The organism is Longimicrobiales bacterium (assembly GCA_028823235.1).
In the GTDB taxonomy this organism is placed as follows: Bacteria; Gemmatimonadota; Gemmatimonadetes; order Longimicrobiales; family Gaopeijiaceae; genus UBA2589.
The window spans coordinates 126649-147011 of sequence record JAPKBW010000007.1 but is presented as its reverse complement, the minus strand read 5'-3'; the positions used below and the strand labels follow the sequence as shown (position 1 = coordinate 147011).

The window sequence follows — 20363 nt, the reverse complement described above, 5'->3', positions numbered from 1 at the left end:
CTTCTTCGGGGCGGCATCCTTCTTCAGGGCGGCCTTCTTCTTCGGGGCGGCATCCTTCTTCAGGGCGGCATCCTTCTTCGGAGCGGCCTTCTTCTTGGGAGCGACCTTTTTCTCGGCCTCGGGCTTTGCAGCCACCTCCTCCTCCGCGGGTGCCACGGCGGCGAATGAGCCCTTCTCGATGACCACTGTGTTAGCCCACAGAACGTCGTACACCGATTCGTCGCCAAAGCGCAGAACCGAAACCTTGTCCAGGTTCCGCGACGACAAATAGATATTGTCGTTCTTACCGTTCGTAAGAATCAGCGTCTTCCCCTCCAGTGCGAGCGCGCCGACGAAACCGAGCAATGCCTGGGTCTTCGGAGCGTCCATGGAGGGAAGCTCTGCGACGACTACGCGATCGTGCTCGGCGCGATCGTTGAGGGCCGAACGACGAGCCAGGTTCCGCAATTTCTTGGGGAGTCCCTTCCGCCACGAGTGGGGGATGGGCGGGAACGCAACACCACCGCCTACCCACTGCGAGGCACGAGTCGTTCCCGCACGGGCCCGACCGGTGCCCTTCTGGCGCCATGGCTTGCGACTCCCACCCCGAACCTCAGAGCGGGTTTTCGCAGCCGATGTGCCTTGGCGTTGGTTAGAAAGGTAGACCTTCACCACTTGGTGCATGGCCCCCTCATTCACGACGCCGTCGAAGATGGAGTCAGGCAAAGACTGCGCCTTCCCCTTCTTGCCGTCGGCTTTGTAGGTGCGTGCCTTAAACATTGGCCTTACTTCGAGATCAGGACGTAACTGTCACGGGCGCCCGGAACACCGCCCTTCACGAACAACAGATTGCGCGCGCCATCGACGCGGACGATCTGCAAATTCCGGATTGTCGTGCGTTCCCCGCCCATGCGTCCAGGCATTTTCTTGCCCTTGATGACGCGAGAGGGATCTGTTCCCGGCCCGAGCGAACCCGGGGTACGGGACATCGGGTGACCGTGTGATGCCGGCCGACCCGCGAATCCATAGCGCTTAACCACACCCTGGAATCCTTTACCCTTGGAGCGACCTGTGACCTTAATCCGGTCCCCGGCCTCAAACAATTCGACAGTGAGCTCCTGGCCCACTACATAATCATCGCCGTTTTCCGTGCGGAACTCTCGCATCAGGCGCGGGGCGGCCTCGAGGCCGGCCTTAGCCGCATGCCCCATCTCCGCACCACTAGTGCGCTTTTCTTTTTGCGCACCGTACCCGAGCTGAACAGCTTGGTAGCCATCCTGGTCCTGCGAACGCACGCTAACGACAGGGCACGGCCCGGCCTCAATGACGGTAACGGGGATCTGCACCCCCGCATCATTGAAGATTCGGGTCATCCCGACCTTTTTTCCGATCAACCCGGCCATCAGTCGACTTTGATCTCAACGTCGACACCGGCTGGCAGATCCAGCTTGGTCAACGCGTCGATCGTCTGGGGGCGGCTATCCACGATATCGATGAGTCGCTTGTGAGTGCGCAACTCGAACTGTTCACGGCTCTTCTTGTCGATATGTGGCCCACGGAGAACAGTCCAACGCTCGCGCCGCGTCGGAAGCGGGATCGGTCCACGTACAGACGCCCCCGTCTTCTGCGCGGTACGGACGATGTCCGCCGCCGTCTGATCGACCACCCAGTGGTCGAACGCCTTAAGTCGAATTCTGATTCTGTCTGACATTCGTTTTCTCACCTGTCGCGTGGATCAGGCACTGTGCCCGCGTCCGCGCTGGTAGCCCGGGGTTCAGTCCCTGGAACCCCTCTAAGCAACATTCGGCTGGTGCCGCGTCGCACAAAAGAAGTCAAGGGAATTGCCCCCCGGATCTCAACTACTCAAGGATTTCAGTTACAACACCGGCGCCGACCGTGCGTCCACCCTCGCGGATCGCGAACCGAAGCTCGGGATCCATCGCGATCGGCGTGATCAACTCCACTTCCATCTGCACGTTGTCGCCCGGCATCACCATCTCGACGCCCTCAGGCAACTGTGCTGCTCCCGTCACATCCGTCGTGCGAAAATAGAACTGCGGACGATAACCGTTAAAGAACGGCGTGTGACGCCCACCCTCTTCTTTCGTCAGAACGTAAACCTCAGCCATGAACTTCGTGTGAGGCGTGATCGAGCCCTTCTTCGCCAAAACCTGGCCGCGCTGGACCTCTTCTTTGCCGATACCACGCAGCAGAAGGCCCGCGTTGTCGCCTGCTCGGCCTTCGTCCAGAAGCTTTCGGAACATCTCCACACCCGTCACCACCGTGGTGCGGTCTTCGCCCATGCCGATGATCTCGACCTCTTCACCCTGCTTCACGATCCCACGCTCGATACGACCCGTCGCTACCGTGCCGCGGCCCGTGATGCTAAACACGTCCTCTACCGGCATCAGGAACGGCTTGTCGATATCCCGCTCCGGCTGCGGAATGTACGTGTCGATCGCATCCATCAACTCCTGAATGCAATCCGCATCCGGACCCTCACCACCAGCCTCAAGAGCCTTCAGCGCCGAACCCTGGATCACAGGAATGTCGTCGCCCGGGAAATCGTACTCGCTCAGCAGCTCGCGTACCTCGAGTTCCACCAGCTCAAGTAGCTCTTCGTCGTCGACCATATCCACTTTGTTCATGAACACGACCATGAACGGCACGTTCACCTGACGGGCAAGCAGAATGTGCTCGCGCGTCTGAGGCATCGGGCCGTCCGCCGCACTTACCACCAGAATCCCGCCGTCCATCTGCGCCGCGCCCGTGATCATGTTCTTCACGTAGTCGGCATGCCCGGGACAGTCCACGTGTGCGTAGTGACGGTTTGCCGTCTCATACTCCACGTGGGCAGTCGCGATCGTGATCCCACGCTCGCGCTCTTCGGGTGCCTTATCAATGTTCTCGAACGCCACTGCGTCGCCGCCAAACTTGTTGGCCTGCGTCAACGTGATCGCCGCTGTCAGCGTCGTCTTACCGTGATCTACGTGGCCAATCGTTCCCACGTTCACATGCGGCTTAGACCGCTCGAACTTTTCCTTGCCCATCGCTCGCCCTCTTCTAGCTCAGTCTAGGGTGTTGTTATCAGTCGGAACCGCCGCCGGTAGCCGACATAATCTCTTCGGCTTTCGACTTGGGGACCTCTTCGTACTGTGCGAACTGCATCGTAAAGACGGACCGTCCTTGGCTCAAGGATCGGAGCGTCGTCGAGTAGCCGAACATCTCGCCGAGCGGCACCGAGGCACCGATCACACGAGCACCCGCCCGCTCAGTCATGCCGCCGATCTTTCCTCGACGTGACGAAAGGTCACCAATGATGTCGCCCATGTAATCGGACGGCGTCACGACTTCGACGTCCATGATTGGCTCGAGCAGGACGGCCTTGGCCTTCCGCAGACCCTCTTTCATGGCCATCGAACCGGCAATCTTGAACGCCATTTCATTTGAGTCGACGTCGTGGTAAGAACCATCGATCAATTCGACCTTAACATCGATCACCGGAAATCCAGCAAGAATACCCGTATCGAGCGCCTCGCGAAGACCGGCCTCGACAGAACTGATGTACTCACGCGGGATAGCACCACCAACGATCTTGTCATCAAAGGTGAACCCGCTGCCCGTATCGCCAGGCTCAATATTGATGACCACGTGGCCGTACTGTCCGCGACCACCGGTCTGGCGAACAAACTTCGCTTGGACTTTCTCTGCGCGATTTCGAATCGTCTCACGGTAGGCGACCTGAGGACGGCCAACGCCGGCCTCGACACCAAACTCACGCTTGAGTCGATCGACGATGATCTCGAGGTGCAGCTCGCCCATCCCCGAGATAATCACCTGATTCGTTTCCGGGTCGGTAAAGACGCGGAACGTTGGATCTTCGTCGGCCAGCTTGATCAGGCCATTCGTCAGCTTGTCTTGGTCGACCTTCGTCTTAGGCTCGATCGCAACCGCAATGACGGGCTCAGGGAAGTTCATGGCCTCGAGAATGATCGGCGCGCTCTCAATGCAGAGTGTATCCCCGGTCTTCACATCCTTAAGGCCAATGGCCGCCGCAATATCTCCTGCGAACACCTCGTCGAGCTCATCCCGCTTGTTCGCGTGCATCTGCAGGATGCGACCCACACGCTCCCGCTTCCCCTTCGTCGCGTTGTATACGTAGCTGCCCGAAGGAAGCGAACCGGAATATACGCGGAAGAACGTCAACTTACCGACGTAGGGGTCCGTAGCAATCTTGAATGCGAGAGCTGAGAACGGGGCGTCATCGCTCGCCTCACGAGTCTCAACAGTCTCGTCCTGCTGTGGCAAGTGTCCTTCGATCGACTCGACGTCGACCGGCGACGGCAGGTAATCGATCACACCATCCAAAAGCGCCTGGACACCCTTGTTCTTAAAGGCCGAGCCGCAGAACACAGGGAAAACCACACCCTTATTGGTCGCAGAACGAACCGCAGAGCGGAATTCCTCAACCGTGAGCTCTTCGCCCGCCAGGTACTTCTCAATAAGCACGTCATCATGCTCGACGACGGCCTCTAATAAAGTGCTGCGAAGCTCCTCGATCTGATCCTTGAGACTGGCCGGGACCTCACCCACTGTAATGTCCGAGCCCATCTCATCTTCGAAGATGATCGCCTTACGCTCAATGATGTCCACCATACCCGTGAACAGTTCGCCCTCTCCGAGGGGGAACTGAACGGGATGCGCGTTCGCACCAAGGCGGTCCTTCATCATGTCGACGACGTTCATGAAGTCGGCACCGATGCGGTCCATCTTGTTAACGAAGGCGATGCGCGGGACCTCGTAGCGATCGGCTTGGCGCCAGACCGTTTCCGACTGGGGCTCGACACCACCAACCGCGCAGAACACCGCGACTGCACCGTCCAGTACGCGAAGTGAACGCTCGACTTCGGCGGTGAAATCAACGTGCCCGGGCGTGTCGATGATGTTGATGCGGTGCTCTACATCGAAACGGGTCCAGTGAGCGGTCGTGGCGGCGGAGGTAATGGTGATGCCCCGCTCCTGCTCCTGCTCCATCCAATCCATCGTCGCGGCACCGTCGTGAACCTCACCGACACGATGGACGCGGCCAGTGTAGAACAGCACGCGCTCAGTCGTGGTGGTCTTACCGGCATCAATGTGCGCCATGATTCCGATATTTCGGAGGCGCGGAAGTGGTGTAACCCTAGGCATCTATATGGTCCTTCTTCTAATCCTCAGTTTGTCCAAGCCGCAAGCGGCATGAAAAAAGGAGCGTGGCTTTCTGCACCTAGGCCCTTTCGGGCCTCGGCTATCCGCGCTCCCTGGTCTGGAGAGGGCCCGTCGGCGATCCGGGGGCCATCGCGTCTCTTTTGTTCGTGGCCCCCACCTGCGTCGGGAGCTTCGGTCCTGCCCTACTAGTCCTGCGCGACTACCAACGGTAGTGGGCGAAGGCCTTGTTGGCCTCGGCCATCCGGTGGGTGTCATCTTTCTTCTTGATTGTACCACCCTCGCCACGACTGGCGGCGAGAAGTTCGCCTGCGAGCCGTTCGGACATGCTCTTCTCCGAACGATTTCGCGCATAGCTAATTAGCCAACGGCTCGCCAATGCGGTCCGACGATCAGGGCGAACCTCGATCGGAACCTGATAGGTCGCACCACCGACTCGCCGACTTTTTACCTCAAGGGCCGGCTTGGCGTTGACGAGTGCCTGCTCAAAGAGCTCGACACCCGACTGGCCAGAACGGGCTTCCATGAGATCCATCGCGTCATAGAATATCTTCTCCGCGATCGACTTCTTTCCGTCCACCATCAAGTTGTTGATGAACTTTGTGACTGACCGGGATTCGAATTTCGGATCCGGTGGGGTCTCTCGCCTTACGGCACGGGAACGACGGCTCATTTATGTATCGCCTTACTTGGGCCGTTTGGCCCCGTACTTGGAGCGGCCCTGCCGACGAGCCTCAACCCCCGAGGCGTCGAGCGTGCCGCGGATGACGTGGTAGCGTACACCAGGAAGATCCTTCACACGACCACCGCGGATGAGCACAATCGAGTGCTCTTGGAGATTGTGTCCCTCTCCGCCGATGTAGGCCGTGACTTCGAAGCCGTTGGTGAGTCGCACACGGGCGACCTTGCGAAGTGCCGAGTTCGGCTTCTTCGGTGTCGTCGTATACACACGCGTGCAGACGCCGCGCTTCTGCGGACTTCGCTGAAGGGCAGGCGCCTTGTTCTTCTTCGCCTGGGCCTTGCGGCCCTTTCGCACGAGCTGAGTGATTGTCGGCATGTAGCCTCTTACCGCTCCAAACCTTGAAAGAAAAACGCGCCCAACCGGGGCGCGTCGTGTTGGCTGCCAATGATGTTACGGGCGCCTTTCCGACCTAGCAGGGAAAGATAGAAACGGGTATCGGGAGTGTCAACGGGTCTTGACCCCGTAATTGCGCACTACTCAGAGAAGCTCAACTCTGCGATTCTCGGACCGTTCACTTGGTTCGGTGCGGCATCTTCAAGCCCCGTGAAGGAGGGCCCTTACCTGACCGGCGAGAGCTTCGACAGCGGCCTGATTGTGCCCCCCCTCGGGCACCACCAAGTCGGCAGACCGGCGGCTTGGTTCGACGAACTCGTCATGCATCGGCTGAACCCGTGCGTGGTGTTGTTCAACAACCTCCGACTCGCTCCGGCCCCTCTCAAGGACGTCACGAGCGATGCGCCGCTGGAGACGGACGGCCTCGGAGGCATCCACGAATACTGCTAGGTCCATGAGTGCGCGGAGCGCCGGGTCGCCGAGTACCAAGAGCCCTTCGATAATCACTACCGGAGCCGGAGTAATGTGAACGCCAGGTTGTGACCGTGTCTGAGAGACGTAGTCATAGGATGGCACCTCAATTGATCGCCCGGCAAGGAGACTGCCAACGTGCTCATTAAGGAGTAATGTCTCAAGGCTGTCGGGGTGATCGACATTGACCTCGATGCGCTGCTCGAGCGGCATATAAGACAGGTCATGATAGTATGCGTCGTGCGACAGCACTGACGTCTCATTAGGCAACAGCAAGCGCACCAGCTCCCTCACCACGGTCGACTTCCCCGAGGCGCTCCCCCCTGCGATTCCCACCACGATCGACCGCTGTACCATGTCCCTCCGCTCCATCACCTGGATACCCAAGATAAAAAGACCCGAGCCGCAACAGCGACCCGGGTCTTTTTCCAACGCCCCGCAGGGCAGTTCCCGACTAAAGCTTCGCGATCTCCTCGCCATCAGCCCCGAGACCAGCCAACTCTCCAGCTTCGGAAAGCGGAACGATCTCTTCATCGTAGAACGACTGCTCGACCATGAATTCGACGTTTTGGAATCGGTGGATACCGGTTCCCGCCGGAATCAGGTGACCGATGATGATGTTCTCCTTCAGGCCCCTCAGTTCATCACGCGCGCCGCGGACTGCAGCATCGGTGAGCACCCGGGTGGTCTCCTGGAAGGAAGCAGCCGATATAAAGGATTCGGTGGTGAGACTGGCCTTCGTGATTCCCAGTAGAAGTGGCTCACTACGTGCCGGCTGCTTGCCGTCGGAAATCGCAGCCGTATTCACGCGCCGGAACGCAGTGCGATCCACGTTCTCACCTTCGAGCAGCGACGTGTCACCAGCATGCATCACACGGACTTTCTGCAGCATCTGGCGAACTATCACCCCGATGTGCTTGTCGTTGATCTTCACGCCCTGGAGCCGGTAGACCTCCTGAATTTCGTTCAGCAGGTACTCTTGCACCGCCCTTGGTCCCTTAATGGCCAAGATGTCGTGAGGGTTAACCGGCCCCTCAGAGATACGGTCACCAGCTCGCACGACATCGCCTGTGTGGACTCGCATGTGCTTCCCGACTGGGACGTCGTAGGTCCGCTGCTCTCCCTGATCGGGCGTCACGTGGATCTGGCGCTTACCACGCTTGATATCTCCGAAGCTGATCTCACCATCGATCTCCGTGATGACCGCCGGATCCTTCGGCCGACGTGCCTCAAAGAGCTCGGCAACTCGCGGAAGACCCCCGGTAATGTCACTCGTCTTGTATACCTCGCGACTGATCTTCGCGATGGTGTCACCGAGTTCGACCTCAGCGCCATTTTGGACCGTGAGCTGCGCTCCCACCGGAACGATGAACTCGCGCAGCTTTTCGTCCTTCTTTCCAGGTTTCTTAATGATGATCATCGGGTGGAGCTTCTTCTCCCGATCTTCGATGATCGTCATCTGACGACGCCCGGTAGACTCATCCAGTTCCTCCCGCATCGTCATGTCTTCTACGACGTCGTGGAACTCGATAACACCCTTCGAGTCAGCCACCATAGGCTCCGAGTACGGATCCCAGCTAAACAACAGGTCGCCGGCCTTGATGTGCTGACCCTCCGCAATCGACAACTTCGCACCATACGGAACCGCCAAGCGACTCCGTACGGCTCCCGCCGGGGTCTTGAGCAGGATCTCACCTTCTCTTGAGGTCACGATCCGTGTCGCGTCCGGTGTCTCCACGATCGTCACACGATCAAGTGCGGCGTGGCCGTCGATTTTCGACTTCCGCTGTGTCTGCGCAGCAATACGTGATGCGGTACCACCGATGTGGAACGTCCGCAACGTGAGCTGCGTACCCGGTTCACCGATGGACTGCGCGGCCAGAATACCAACGGCCTCGCCCTCATCGACCTTCTTCATGGTCGCGAGATTTCGGCCATAACACATCTGGCACAGTCCACGCGTTGCTTCACACGTGAGCACGGAGCGGATGCGGACCATTTGCAATCCTGCCTCCTCGATCGCGTCAGCCTGGTCTTCTAGGATCAGCGCAGAAGCCTCGACGATGAGCTCACCATCGATCGGGTCGTAAACATCATCCAGCGCCACATTACCTACGATTCGATCAGCGAGCGGCTCAATGATGTCTTCGCCTTCCTTCAGCGCAGTCATCTCGAGTCCGAGGATCGTCCCACAATCCTCGGTCGTGATCGTCATATCCTGCGCGACGTCGACGAGACGACGTGTCAGGTATCCAGCATCTGCCGTCTTAAGTGCTGTATCGGCCAAGCCCTTCCGCGCGCCATGAGTGGAGATGAAGTACTCCACTACAGTGAGTCCTTCGCGGAAGTTGGATTTGATCGGACTCTCGATGATCTCACCGATACCACCAGTGAGCTTCTTCTGAGGCTTGGCCATCAGGCCGCGCATGCCCGCCAACTGACGCATCTGGTCCCGATTACCACGGGCACCGGATGCCATCATCATGTACACCGGGTTGAAGCCGTCGTGTGAGTGCTCCAGGTGGCGCACCATCGCGTCCGCTACATCGTTGTTCGCGTGGGTCCAGGTATCGATGACCTTGTTGTAACGCTCGCCGTTCGAGATGAAGCCACTCGCGTAAGCCTTCTGGAAGCGCGCTATCTGCTCGTCAGCCTCAGCGAGGATCTCACGCTTCTCATGTGGCACTTCGAGATCTTCGATCCCGACGCTGATGCCACCCATCGTGGCATACCGGAACCCAAAATCTTTGATCGCGTCCAGGAACTCGCTGGTCCGGCCCATGCCGGTCTCCGTGAAGCACTCGAACACCAGATCGCCAAGCTCTTTCTTCCCGAACGTGCGGTTCAGGAAGCCGAGTTCAACGGGAACGATCGAGTTGAAGAGGACGCGACCGACCGTCGTACGCTCCCATCGAGCGTCCCGACCCTCAGGTCCTCCGAAATCTTTCGACACCCAATACCAGCAGGGCGTCTGAAACACCACCATCTCACTGGCCAACGCCATCTCGACATCGGCGTAAGAGGAGTAACGAGGTCCGTCCTTAAAGATCTCGTTGAGTTCCTTGTCGGCCTTCTCCTTACGAGCCTTCGCGACGCTCGAGTCGTTGAAAGTCCGCTCTAGGCCTGTGATCCGAAGTCCCGGGGCGGTCAGATAGTAGGACCCGATGACTATGTCCTGCGTCGGCGCCGCGACCGGTCGACCGTTCGACGGCAACAGGATGTTGTTTGAGGAAAGCATGAGGACACGAGCCTCGAGCTGCGCTTCAAACGACAGCGGCAGGTGAACCGCCATCTGATCACCGTCGAAGTCGGCGTTGAACGCCGCACATACGAGCGGATGCACGCGGATCGCCTTACCCTCAACCAGTACCGGCTCGAAAGCCTGGATACCGAGTCGGTGGAGCGTCGGCGCCCGGTTCAACAGAACCGGGTGGTCCTTGATGATGTCTTCGAGGACCTCGTACACCTTCGGGTCATTCTGCTCTACGATCTTTTTGGCGCGCTTCACCGTCTCGGCTTCACCGCGCTTTTCAAGCTCATGGATGATGAACGGCTTGAACAGTTCGACCGCCATGGCCTTGGGCAACCCGCACTGATGCAGCTTTAGTTCCGGGCCGACGACAATTACCGAACGTCCGGAGTAGTCGACACGCTTTCCGAGCAGGTTTTGCCGGAAACGACCCTGCTTGCCCTTCAGCATGTCGCTGAGAGACTTGAGTGGGCGTTTCCCTCGACCACGGATCGCCTTCGACCGACGTCCGTTGTCGAAGAGTGCGTCAACAGCCTCCTGCAACATGCGCTTCTCGTTGCGGAGAATGACCTCCGGGGCGCGCATGTCGATGAGTTTCTTAAGGCGGTTGTTCCGGTTGATGACCCGACGATACAGATCGTTCAGATCAGACGTCGCGAAACGACCACCATCGAGCGGCACTAGCGGACGCAAATCCGGCGGAATGACCGGAACCACATCCAGAATCATCCACTCGGGCTTATTACGCTTATCGGGTGTGTCGCCCGACGTACGGAGCGCATCCACGACCTTCAGCCTCTTTAACTTCTTTTTCTTACGGTGCTGGGAGGTCTCGTGGAGGATCTCGTGCCGGAGCCACTCCGCAAGACGGTCGAGCCCGCGACCATCCGCATTGCGATCCTTGATCTTCTTCTTATCCGGGTCGTCGAGCATCCGGAGGAGGGTGCGTGCGGCTTCGGCACCGATCTCTGCCTTGAACCGCTCATCACCCTCTTCACGGGCCTTCACACGCAGGTCGTAAAACTCGTCTTCATCCAGCAGCTGCTGGAACTCGACTTCCTGTTTGCCGGGGTTCGTAACGACATACGCTGCGTAGTAGATGACCTTCTCGAGGTCACGCAGTGTCATGCCGAGCAGGTAACCCAACTGACTCGGGAGCGTCTTGAAGAACCAGATGTGCGCAACTGGCACAGCCAGCTCAATGTGTCCCATGCGTTCGCGGCGGACCTTGGACAGCGTGACTTCGACGCCGCACCGGTCGCAGACGTGCCCGCGGAAGCGAATGCGTTTGAACTTTCCGCAGTGGCACTCCCAATCCTTCACCGGCCCAAAGATACGCTCACAAAAGAGCCCATCCCGCTCCGGCTTGAAGGAACGGTAGTTGATCGTCTCCGGCTTGATTACCTCGCCGAAGGACCATGAGCGGATCTCATCGGGTGAAGCAAGCTTCACCTGAATGAATTCAAAGTCCGACGTGCGCTGCTCGCCGGTCCTGGGGAAATCGATCATTTACTCTTCCTCCCCGAGCGTTACGCTCAGGCCGAGAGCCTGTAGTTCCTTCACGAGTACGTTGAACGACTCCGGAATGCCCGGTTTCGGCAGGTTGTCACCCTTCACGATGGCCTCATAGACCTTCGAGCGACCCTGCACGTCGTCCGACTTCACGGTGAGAATCTCCTGGAGTGTGTGCGCGGCACCGTATGCCTCAAGTGCCCACACCTCCATCTCACCAAAGCGCTGCCCACCGAACTGGGCCTTACCAGCCAGCGGCTGCTGCGTCACGAGCGAGTATGGCCCGATCGACCGCGCGTGGATCTTGTCGTCCACGAGATGGCTCAGCTTGAGCATGTAGATCGCACCAACTGTGACCGGGAAGTCGAAGCGTCGACCACTCCGTCCATCCCTCAGCCAGATCTTTCCGTTGGCGAAAATCTCAGCGTGCTCTAGCAATTCAGCGACCGCGTCATCAAGGCCGGACTTCACCGTGGCCCGACCCTTCAGCTTTTGGATCGCCGGAAATAAGTCGCTCACTTTCTTATCAGACCGCGCAGCAAGTTCCTCTGCGGCGTCGAGTACGAATTTGATGAGCTTCCCGAAGAACTTCTCGTCCTTCTTGGCGAGCTTGATACCGAGGTAGGCATCGAGCGACTGGCCGATTCCGTGGGTGTGTCGGCTATCGCCGCTCTCATCGCCATCCCCCCCGGCCATGATTACCGGAAGCTGACTCGCGATGCGGGTCATGGACTCGATGTCACCGAGTCCAGTCGGCGATTTTGCCTTGAGACCCAATGACTGATCGACCCACTTAAGGCCAGCCAGCTTGAGCAGGGCGCCGACCTCATTCTCCGTTGCACCTTGGAAGACCGGAGTCTTAGCCTCGAAACCGAGGGTCCGGCCGACCCACCCGAGGTGTGTCTCCAAGACTTGACCGACGTTCATTCGTGACGGCACGCCAAGCGGATTGAGAACGATGTCCACGGGAGTGCCATCGGGGAGGAACGGCATCTCCTCTTCTGGCACGATCCGGGCGATGATGCCCTTGTTTCCGTGGCGTCCCGCCATCTTGTCCCCGACCGAGATTTTGCGCTTTTCGGCCACGTAGACCTTCACCAGCTGAACGACGCCCGGAGGCAGTTCATCCGGTTGGAAGACCTTGTCAATCTGCTCCTCAGTCTTCTCCTTCACCCGCAGCACGCGCCCGGAGGCTTCGTCGATGACGCGACGCACCCGTTCGCTCGCTGCCTTGTTCTGGACCTTGAAAGTCGAGAGATCGACCTTCCGGAACACGATGCCGCCGATGGCGTCCTTGGAGAGCTTCGTGCCCTCGTCCATGATCGGTTCGACCGTACCCTTCTTCAACATCAGGGCGACTGTCTGGCGGGCCAGCGATGCACGCAGTTCATCGTCCCGCGCTGCGTTGATCCGCTGAATCTCTTCACGCTCGAGGGCGCGGAGGTCACCGATTTTAGCACCGTGTTCCTTCTCGAGAAGTGGATCGTCGATCCGTCGCGAGAAGATCTTCACGTCGATGATTGTCCCTGTCATGCCAGGAGGCACGCGCAGCGACGAGTCCTTCACGTCTTTCGCCTTCTCACCGAAGATCGCGGTCAGGAGCTTCTCTTCCGGAGAAAGCTCCGTCTCGCCCTTGGGCGTGATTTTTCCCACCAGGATGTCAGCGGCCTTCACCCGAGCTCCGACGCGGATAATTCCGCGCTCGTCCAGATCCGCGAGGCTCTCTTCCGCCACGTTCGGGATCTCTCGGGTGATCTCCTCCATGCCACGCTTGGTGTCGCGGACATGGAGTTCTAGCTCCTGAATGTGGATCGAGGTGAAGACATCTTCCTTCACGAGTTTTTCACTGAGGACGATGGCATCCTCAAAATTCGAGCCATACCAAGGCATAAACGCGACGAGCAGATTGCGACCGAGCGCGAGTTCTCCTGAGTCTGTGCTGGGTCCGTCGGCAATCACGTCACCCGGTTGGATATCCTCTCCTATCTTCACCAACGGGCGCTGATTGATCGCGGTGTTCTGGTTTGTCCTCCAGTATTTTCGGAGACGATAGCGATCGTACTGCGACAACTTCGCGAGCGGTTCTTCTTTTCCGTCAAGCACGACCGTGCCAGTATCGACAACGATCTCGTCCGCAGTCACATGGGCCACGGTTCCCCCTCGGAGTGCCGAAATCACGGCACCCGAATCGGAGGCGACCTTTGCTTCAAGGCCCGTACCGACCAGCGGAGCATCGGGATACAGAAGAGGAACGGCCTGGCGCTGCATGTTCGAACCCATGAGCGCGCGGTTGGCGTCATCGTGCTCGAGGAACGGAATCAACGCCGCTGCCACGGAGACCAACTGGGCGGGCGCGACGTCCATGTATTCGATGGCTTCAGGCTTAAGGAGCGGGAAGTCACCACGTGCCCGACATAGAACGTATTCGTTCTCGAAGTTGCCCTTGTCGTCGACGGGGGCGTTGGCCTGGGCAATATGTGCCTCTTCTTCTTCGTTCGCTGAAAGCCACTCGATCTCGGTCGTGACCTTGCCCTTCTTCACCTTCCGGTACGGGGTCTCAACGAATCCGAGATCATTGATTCGCGCATGGGTCGTCAGGGACGTAATGAGTCCGATGTTCGGACCCTCAGGCGTCTCGATCGGACACATGCGGCCGTAGTGCGAATAGTGCACATCGCGGACTTCGAAGCCGGCACGCTCACGTGTCAGGCCACCCGGTCCGAGGGCGGAGAGGCGACGCTTGTGCGTCATCTCAGCCAACGGATTGGTCTGATCCATGAACTGGCTGAGCTGACTGGATCCGAAGAACGCCTGGATCACCGCGGACACCGTCCGCGCGTTGACCAGGTCGTCGATATTGATCTTTTCAGGATCGTTGTTGATCGACATGCGCTCCTTCACCAAACGCGCCATACGGCTCAGGCCGACGCTGAACTGGTTGGCGATCAACTCACCCACCGTGCGCACCCGGCGGTTGCCCAGATGGTCGATGTCGTCTGTGAACCCGCGACCCTCGTTCAGTTCGATCAGATTCCCAATGATTCGAACGAAGTCAGTCTTGGTCAGGACGGTCTGATTGCGCGGTGTGTCGAGACCCAAACGCTGATTGATCTTGTAACGACCGACACGGCCGAGATCGTAACGCTTCGGGTTGAAAAACACGCGCTCGAGCGCCTCGCGGGCGGTCTCGATGTTCGGCGCATCGCCCGGACGAAGCAGCGAGTAGATGGCGTGCAGCGCCTCCGCCTCGTTATCGGTCGGGTCCTTCTTGATCGTGTTCTTGATCATGGGGCTCTCACCGCGGAGCGCGTCACGATCACTGACGTATATCTTGAGTTTCTTCACGCCCAAACGCTCAAGAATCTCGATGACCTCTTCTTCGATTTCCTCACCGTTTTCGATGAGGATCTCGCCGGTCTCGGGATCGACGAATTCCTCGGCGATCACCTTGCCTTCAATCTCTACTTTCTTCTCGTCGGTCAGCTTGCCGAGCTTAATCGTCTCTACTCTGTAGTAGAGGTTGAAAATGTCGGCGTCGCTGCTGTATCCCAGGGCACGCAGTAGGGCCGTGGCCGGGAACTTCTTCTTCTTGTCAATGTGCACGTAGCACACATCGTTGATGTCGAGTGTGAACTCGACCCAGGATCCACGGAAGGGGATGATCCGCGAGCTGTAAAGCTTCGTCCCGTTGGGATGAATGTTCTCTTCAAAGACCACGCCCGGGGAGCGATGCAGCTGACTCACCACGACGCGCTCAGCACCGTTGACGACAAAGGTGCCCAGCTCCGTAAGAAGAGGCAGGTCACCGAGATAGACTTCCTTCTCGATGATGTCCTGGACGACCCGATCTTCGACCGGGATCGACTTTTTCTTCTTTTTCTTCTTCTTCTTGAGTTCCGGCTCTTCTACTTCCGGCTGCTCGAAGATGATAAGTCGAAGCGTCGCCTTGAGCGGAGCAGAATACGTCATGTCCCGCTCAATGCATTCCTCTACGGAATACTTCGGCTCACCCAACCCTGAGGAGACGTACTCGAGCAAGAAGTGCTCGTTGACGTCCTCAATCGGAAATATCTCGCCGAACACCCGATCAAGACCGAAGTCCCACTGATCCTGTAGATCAGGCTCAACCAGCTTCTCGAACGACCGAAGCTGAACATCGAGCAGATTGGGCATCGGCATGACGGACTTGAGCTTTGCGAAGTTCAAGATCGGTCGGTTGTCTTTGCGCAGTTCCAACGTGCGTCCCCCTTCCTTACGAACCCGCCCGAGAATTCGGACGAGTGGCGTGTTTGGTGTGCAATACGGGATAAGTGCACAAACCCCGGACTACGGACATACCCATCCAGAGAGGGCGTCCGTAGCCGGGACCTGCACAAACCCGAAATGTCACGCGGCCGATGGCCGCGCCCAGTGCGTGTGCCGCCAAGCGGCTCGCTCCGGTTCTACTACTTGAGTGCGACGGCCGCGCCGACGCCCTCGAGCTTGGCCTTCATCTCCTCGGCCTCGGCCTTCGTAGCCGCTTCCTTCACGGTGCTCGGAGCGCTGTCGACAACTTCCTTAGCCTCCTTGAGACCCAGACCGGTGAGCTCACGCACCACCTTGATGACCTGGATCTTTTTGTCGCCAATGCCCTCTAGGACGACGTCGAATTCATCTTTCTCCTCAGCAGCAGCTTCACCACCAGCCGCTCCACCAGCAACCGCGACCGGAGCCGCCATCGCTGTGACGTTGAACTTATCCTTGAAGGCGTCAACGAACTCGGAGAGCTCGAGAACGGTCATGCCGCCGATGGTTTCGAGCAGCTCTTCGTGATTCGCCATTGTTCCTGTTCTCCTGATTCTTGCCAGTCTATGACGGCAATTGAGTTGACCCTGTGATTACCAGAGACGCGCCCGCGTCCCACCTACATGCCCGGAATGCGGGCTTCAACCGGCCTCTATGCGCTCTTCCTTGAGTGCATCGAGCAGACCTGCCGTCTCCTGCAGCTTCGCTTCGAGTGCTGTCGCGAGCATGGCCATCGGTGCCTCGAGGGCCCCGGCCAGCTCGGAAAGCAACTGCTCTCTGGGCGGAAGCTTTGCGATCTTTTCTACCTGCTCGGGCTGGAGAATCTTGTTCTCCATGACGCCCAACTTGAAGGCAGGTTTCTCGTCATGATCCTTCGCGAAGTCGCTAAGCGCTTTAGCAGTCGCCGCGGCATCCTCGTAGCCAAAGACGAACCCGGTCGGCCCGACGAGGCTTTCGCTGATGTCCGGCAGCGTTTCCGACTGCGCGAAGATTCGCTTGGCCAGCCGGTTCTTCACGACCATGTACTCCGCACCGTTTTTTCGAAGCGAAGTACGCAGCTCGGTCATCGCCTTGACGTTCAGACCTGTAAAGTCCGTCAAGTACAGAACCGGAGCACGATCGATACGCTCCTGGACGGCGGCGAGCATGGCCTCTTTGCGTGAGCGATCCACTAGCCCCTCCTGTACAGATTCGGGTCAATTGAAACACCCGGGCCCATGGTGCTCGAGACCGTCACACTCTTCAGGTACGTACCCTTCGCAGCCGACGGCCTGGCCCTCACGATCTGATCCATGAATGCGCCAAGATTATCGCTCAACTGGTCCTCCGAGAAGGAGGCCTTCCCGACGGGTGCATGCACATTCCCCATCTTGTCGACACGGAATTCGATCTTACCAGCCTTGATCTCCGACACGGCCCGGGCGACGTCGAACGTCACGGTCCCGGCCTTAGGTGTAGGCATCAATCCGCGTGGGCCCAGCATGCGACCGAGCGGTCCCACCTTACCCATGAGATCGGGCGTGGCGACACAGACGTCGAAGTCCAGCCACCCTTCCTGAATCTTCTCTACGAACTCGACCCCGACGAAATCAGCTCCGGCCTCCTTGGCTTCCGCTTCCTTCTCACCCTGGGCAATGACCAGAACACGAACGGACTTACCCGTTCCGTGAGGGAGGACTACGGTGCCCCGAACCAGCTGATCCGCCTTGCGGGGATCGACTCCGAGACGAACTGAAATATCGACAGATTCATCGAATTTCGCCGAGGCGAGCTCTTTAACAAGCTTCACCGCATCGTCCGGAGCCAATTTTGCACCACTTGGGACGGCCGAACTGGCCGATGCGTAGCGCTTTCCTGTCTTTGGCATCCTGTCTTATCGAGCCGGTTGGTTTACCCTCCCACCGCTGACGGCTCTCAGTCGGTGGTACGGCGGGCGGGGTCATTCGACCCCAGGTGCTATCCCTCTACGACGACACCCATCGAACGCGCAGTTCCAGCAATCATCTCTACTGCAGCGTCTAGGTGGTTCGCGTTGAGATCTTCCATCTTGGTTTCGGCGATTTCCGCGAGCTGCGCGCGCGTAATCGTGCCGACCTTTTCCCGGTTGGGTTCACTAGAACCCTTCCCAAGATTGATCGCTTTCTTGATCAACACCGCAGCCGGAGGCGTCTTGGTGATGAACGTGAAAGAGCGATCTGCGTAGACCGTGATTTCAACCGGGATCGTCAGACCCTGCTTGTCCGAAGTCTTCGCGTTGAACTGCTTACAGAACTCCATGATGTTGACGCCGTGCTGACCGAGCGCCGGACCCACCGGGGGTGCCGGATTCGCCTGCCCACCGGGCACATGGAGCTTGATGAAACCGATGACTTTCTTGGCCATAACTCTGCCCTAGTATCCCTTCAAATCCGTGTAGTCGAGCTCGACGGAAGTCGGCCGACCGAAGAGCGACACTTCCACTTTGACCTTGCCCTTGTCTGGGTAGACCGCCTGCACCGTTCCGCTGAACTCCGTGAACGGGCCCTTGGTAACTTCAACGACCTGATCGATGTGGAAGGGGATCTCCTCCTGTGTCTTGCTCTCGGACTCGATTTCGACGCCGAGAATTTTGTTGATCTCTTCATCGCGCAGGGGCTGAGGAGACTTGCCCGAGCCAACAAATTTGATCACGCCCTGAATGTTGTTGATCGCGTGGGAGGTCCGTTCATTCAGCTTCATGTGGACCAGCACATATCCCGGGTAGAGCCGCCGCGTGACGGTCACCCGCTTTCCGTTCCGGATCTCAAGCACTTCCTGTGTCGGGACCAGAACGTCCAGCAATTCATCTTCACCCTCGTACCCGGGGTCCTCGTCGATCCGGAGTTGAACCTGCCTCTGGACCTTGTTCTCGTGTCCGGAATAGGACTGGACAGCGTACCAACGGGCATCGGACATGATCTCTCTCTAGGCTCCGAAGAGGCGCATGACGCCGTTGAGGACCCAGCTGGCGGCCTTATCCATCAGCCAGATGACACCGGACACCGCAACTGTAAACGCCAGCACAACCAGCGTTGCAGACCGGAGTTGATCGAAATCCGGCCAGGTAACCTTCTGCAGTTCAACCCAGCACTCCCCGACGAAGGTGCGGGTCTCCCTGATCTTCTCGACAGCCGACACTACTTCGTTTCCTTGTGTTGCTTATGCGTACGGCAGCGCGGGCAATACTTGCGGTGCTCCACGCGTTCCGGGTGCAGCCTCTTGTTCTTCGTCTGGTGGTAGTTCCTCTCCTGGCAGTCCGAACAGGCGAGGATCATCTTATCGCGGGCCATTCTCTACTCCTGTCGTGCAGATCGGGCGCGATGCCCGAGAAGCCGCACTAAATGTGCTGATCCCGGATCTCAACTACTCAAGGATTTCAGTTACAACACCGGCGCCGACCGTGCGTCCACCCTCGCGGATCGCGAACCGAAGCTCGGGATCCATCGCGATCGGCGTGATCAACTCCACTTCCATCTGCACGTTGTCGCCCGGCATCACCATCTCGACGCCCTCAGGCAACTGTGCTGCTCCCGTCACATCCGTCGTGCGAAAATAGAACTGCGGACGATAACCGTTAAAGAACGGCGTGTGACGCCCACCCTCTTCTTTCGTCAGAACGTAAACCTCAGCCATGAACTTCGTGTGAGGCGTGATCGAGCCCTTCTTCGCCAAAACCTGGCCGCGCTGGACCTCTTCTTTGCCGATACCACGCAGCAGAAGGCCCGCGTTGTCGCCTGCTCGGCCTTCGTCCAGAAGCTTTCGGAACATCTCCACACCCGTCACCACCGTGGTGCGGTCTTCGCCCATGCCGATGATCTCGACCTCTTCACCCTGCTTCACGATCCCACGCTCGATACGACCCGTCGCTACCGTGCCGCGGCCCGTGATGCTAAACACGTCCTCTACCGGCATCAGGAACGGCTTGTCGATATCCCGCTCCGGCTGCGGAATGTACGTGTCGATCGCATCCATCAACTCCTGAATGCAATCCGCATCCGGACCCTCACCACCAGCCTCAAGAGCCTTCAGCGCCGAACCCTGGATCACAGGAATGTCGTCGCCCGGGAAATCGTACTCGCTCAGCAGCTCGCGTACCTCGAGTTCCACCAGCTCAAGTAGCTCTTCGTCGTCGACCATATCCACTTTGTTCATGAACACGACCATGAACGGCACGTTCACCTGACGGGCAAGCAGAATGTGCTCGCGCGTCTGAGGCATCGGGCCGTCCGCCGCACTTACCACCAGAATCCCGCCGTCCATCTGCGCCGCGCCCGTGATCATGTTCTTCACGTAGTCGGCATGCCCGGGACAGTCCACGTGTGCGTAGTGACGGTTTGCCGTCTCATACTCCACGTGGGCAGTCGCGATCGTGATCCCACGCTCGCGCTCTTCGGGTGCCTTATCAATGTTCTCGAACGCCACTGCGTCGCCGCCAAACTTGTTGGCCTGCGTCAACGTGATCGCCGCTGTCAGCGTCGTCTTACCGTGATCTACGTGGCCAATCGTTCCCACGTTCACATGCGGCTTAGACCGCTCGAACTTTTCCTTGCCCATCGCTCGTCCTCTCGA

The 20363-nt window shown here is 58.7% G+C and carries 17 protein-coding genes and 1 pseudogene; all 18 read right to left on the bottom strand.

Translation table 11 applies throughout. From position 1 onward, the window contains the following. On the bottom strand, positions 1-759 hold a 759-nt coding region (rplD, locus tag OSA81_06180), incomplete at its 3' end, for a 50S ribosomal protein L4 (GenBank protein MDE0898584.1). Positions 760-764: 5 nt separating this feature from the next. Beyond that, positions 765-1382: a 50S ribosomal protein L3 gene (gene rplC, locus OSA81_06175; GenBank protein MDE0898583.1), complete on the bottom strand. Its 618-nt coding sequence runs from the start codon at positions 1380-1382 to the stop codon at positions 765-767. Further along, a complete protein-coding gene (gene rpsJ / locus OSA81_06170; GenBank protein MDE0898582.1) occupies positions 1382-1690 on the bottom strand; it encodes a 30S ribosomal protein S10 in 309 nt (102 codons plus the stop codon). The genes rplC and rpsJ overlap by 1 nt, the downstream gene beginning before the upstream one ends. Positions 1691-1838: 148 nt before the next feature. Next, complete coding sequence (gene tuf, locus OSA81_06165; protein MDE0898581.1) at positions 1839-3029, bottom strand: elongation factor Tu; 1191 nt, start codon at positions 3027-3029, stop codon at positions 1839-1841. A gap of 37 nt (positions 3030-3066) precedes the next feature. After that, on the bottom strand, positions 3067-5169 hold the full coding sequence (gene fusA / locus OSA81_06160; protein ID MDE0898580.1) for an elongation factor G: 2103 nt from the start codon (positions 5167-5169) through the stop codon (positions 3067-3069). A gap of 217 nt (positions 5170-5386) precedes the next feature. Beyond that, positions 5387-5857 (bottom strand): 30S ribosomal protein S7, encoded by a 471-nt coding sequence (gene rpsG / locus OSA81_06155; protein ID MDE0898579.1) that lies wholly within the window; start codon positions 5855-5857, stop codon positions 5387-5389. Between the two features lie 12 nt (positions 5858-5869). Continuing rightward, positions 5870-6241: a 30S ribosomal protein S12 gene (gene rpsL / locus OSA81_06150; GenBank protein ID MDE0898578.1), complete on the bottom strand. Its 372-nt coding sequence runs from the start codon at positions 6239-6241 to the stop codon at positions 5870-5872. Positions 6242-6460: 219 nt separating this feature from the next. Beyond that, on the bottom strand, positions 6461-7087 hold the full coding sequence (gene udk, locus OSA81_06145; GenBank protein ID MDE0898577.1) for a uridine kinase: 627 nt from the start codon (positions 7085-7087) through the stop codon (positions 6461-6463). Positions 7088-7313: 226 nt separating this feature from the next. Then, positions 7314-11489 (bottom strand): annotated as a pseudogene (gene rpoC / locus OSA81_06140) (DNA-directed RNA polymerase subunit beta'). Further along, positions 11490-15728, bottom strand: a complete 4239-nt coding sequence (gene rpoB, locus OSA81_06135) for a DNA-directed RNA polymerase subunit beta (protein MDE0898576.1) — start codon at positions 15726-15728, stop codon at positions 11490-11492. It lies immediately after the preceding pseudogene. 209 nt (positions 15729-15937) lie between these two features. Beyond that, on the bottom strand, positions 15938-16312 hold the full coding sequence (gene rplL / locus OSA81_06130; GenBank protein ID MDE0898575.1) for a 50S ribosomal protein L7/L12: 375 nt from the start codon (positions 16310-16312) through the stop codon (positions 15938-15940). A gap of 105 nt (positions 16313-16417) precedes the next feature. Further along, the gene (rplJ, locus tag OSA81_06125) at positions 16418-16948 is read right to left on the bottom strand and encodes a 50S ribosomal protein L10 (protein ID MDE0898574.1); all 531 of its coding nucleotides are present in this window, start codon (positions 16946-16948) and stop codon (positions 16418-16420) included. Continuing rightward, on the bottom strand, positions 16948-17643 hold the full coding sequence (gene rplA / locus OSA81_06120; protein MDE0898573.1) for a 50S ribosomal protein L1: 696 nt from the start codon (positions 17641-17643) through the stop codon (positions 16948-16950). The genes rplJ and rplA overlap by 1 nt, the downstream gene beginning before the upstream one ends. Positions 17644-17732: 89 nt before the next feature. Next, positions 17733-18158, bottom strand: coding sequence for a 50S ribosomal protein L11 (gene rplK / locus OSA81_06115; GenBank protein MDE0898572.1), 426 nt, complete (start codon positions 18156-18158; stop codon positions 17733-17735). A gap of 9 nt (positions 18159-18167) precedes the next feature. Further along, positions 18168-18710 (bottom strand): transcription termination/antitermination protein NusG, encoded by a 543-nt coding sequence (gene nusG / locus OSA81_06110; protein MDE0898571.1) that lies wholly within the window; start codon positions 18708-18710, stop codon positions 18168-18170. A gap of 9 nt (positions 18711-18719) precedes the next feature. Further along, positions 18720-18932, bottom strand: a complete 213-nt coding sequence (gene secE, locus OSA81_06105; protein ID MDE0898570.1) for a preprotein translocase subunit SecE — start codon at positions 18930-18932, stop codon at positions 18720-18722. Then, a complete protein-coding gene (gene rpmG / locus OSA81_06100) occupies positions 18932-19084 on the bottom strand; it encodes a 50S ribosomal protein L33 (protein ID MDE0898569.1) in 153 nt (50 codons plus the stop codon). Before rpmG ends, secE begins: the two co-directional genes overlap by 1 nt. A gap of 73 nt (positions 19085-19157) precedes the next feature. Then, positions 19158-20348, bottom strand: a complete 1191-nt coding sequence (tuf, locus tag OSA81_06095) for an elongation factor Tu (GenBank protein MDE0898568.1) — start codon at positions 20346-20348, stop codon at positions 19158-19160. Positions 20349-20363: the final 15 nt, after the last annotated feature.

Excerpts from the sequence above, each read along its gene's own strand:
- rplC (MDE0898583.1), bottom strand. The coding sequence starts at position 1,382 with ATGGCCGGGTTGATCGGAAAAAAGGTCGGGATGACCCGAATCTTCAAT.
- rpsJ (MDE0898582.1), bottom strand. The coding sequence starts at position 1,690 with ATGTCAGACAGAATCAGAATTCGACTTAAGGCGTTCGACCACTGGGTG.
- tuf (MDE0898581.1), bottom strand. The coding sequence starts at position 3,029 with ATGGGCAAGGAAAAGTTCGAGCGGTCTAAGCCGCATGTGAACGTGGGA.
- fusA (MDE0898580.1), bottom strand. The coding sequence starts at position 5,169 with ATGCCTAGGGTTACACCACTTCCGCGCCTCCGAAATATCGGAATCATG.
- rpsG (MDE0898579.1), bottom strand. The coding sequence starts at position 5,857 with ATGAGCCGTCGTTCCCGTGCCGTAAGGCGAGAGACCCCACCGGATCCG.
- rpsL (MDE0898578.1), bottom strand. The coding sequence starts at position 6,241 with ATGCCGACAATCACTCAGCTCGTGCGAAAGGGCCGCAAGGCCCAGGCG.
- udk (MDE0898577.1), bottom strand. The coding sequence starts at position 7,087 with ATGGTACAGCGGTCGATCGTGGTGGGAATCGCAGGGGGGAGCGCCTCG.
- rplL (MDE0898575.1), bottom strand. The coding sequence starts at position 16,312 with ATGGCGAATCACGAAGAGCTGCTCGAAACCATCGGCGGCATGACCGTT.
- rplA (MDE0898573.1), bottom strand. The coding sequence starts at position 17,643 with ATGCCAAAGACAGGAAAGCGCTACGCATCGGCCAGTTCGGCCGTCCCA.
- rplK (MDE0898572.1), bottom strand. The coding sequence starts at position 18,158 with ATGGCCAAGAAAGTCATCGGTTTCATCAAGCTCCATGTGCCCGGTGGG.
- nusG (MDE0898571.1), bottom strand. The coding sequence starts at position 18,710 with ATGTCCGATGCCCGTTGGTACGCTGTCCAGTCCTATTCCGGACACGAG.
- rpmG (MDE0898569.1), bottom strand. The coding sequence starts at position 19,084 with ATGGCCCGCGATAAGATGATCCTCGCCTGTTCGGACTGCCAGGAGAGG.
- tuf (MDE0898568.1), bottom strand. The coding sequence starts at position 20,348 with ATGGGCAAGGAAAAGTTCGAGCGGTCTAAGCCGCATGTGAACGTGGGA.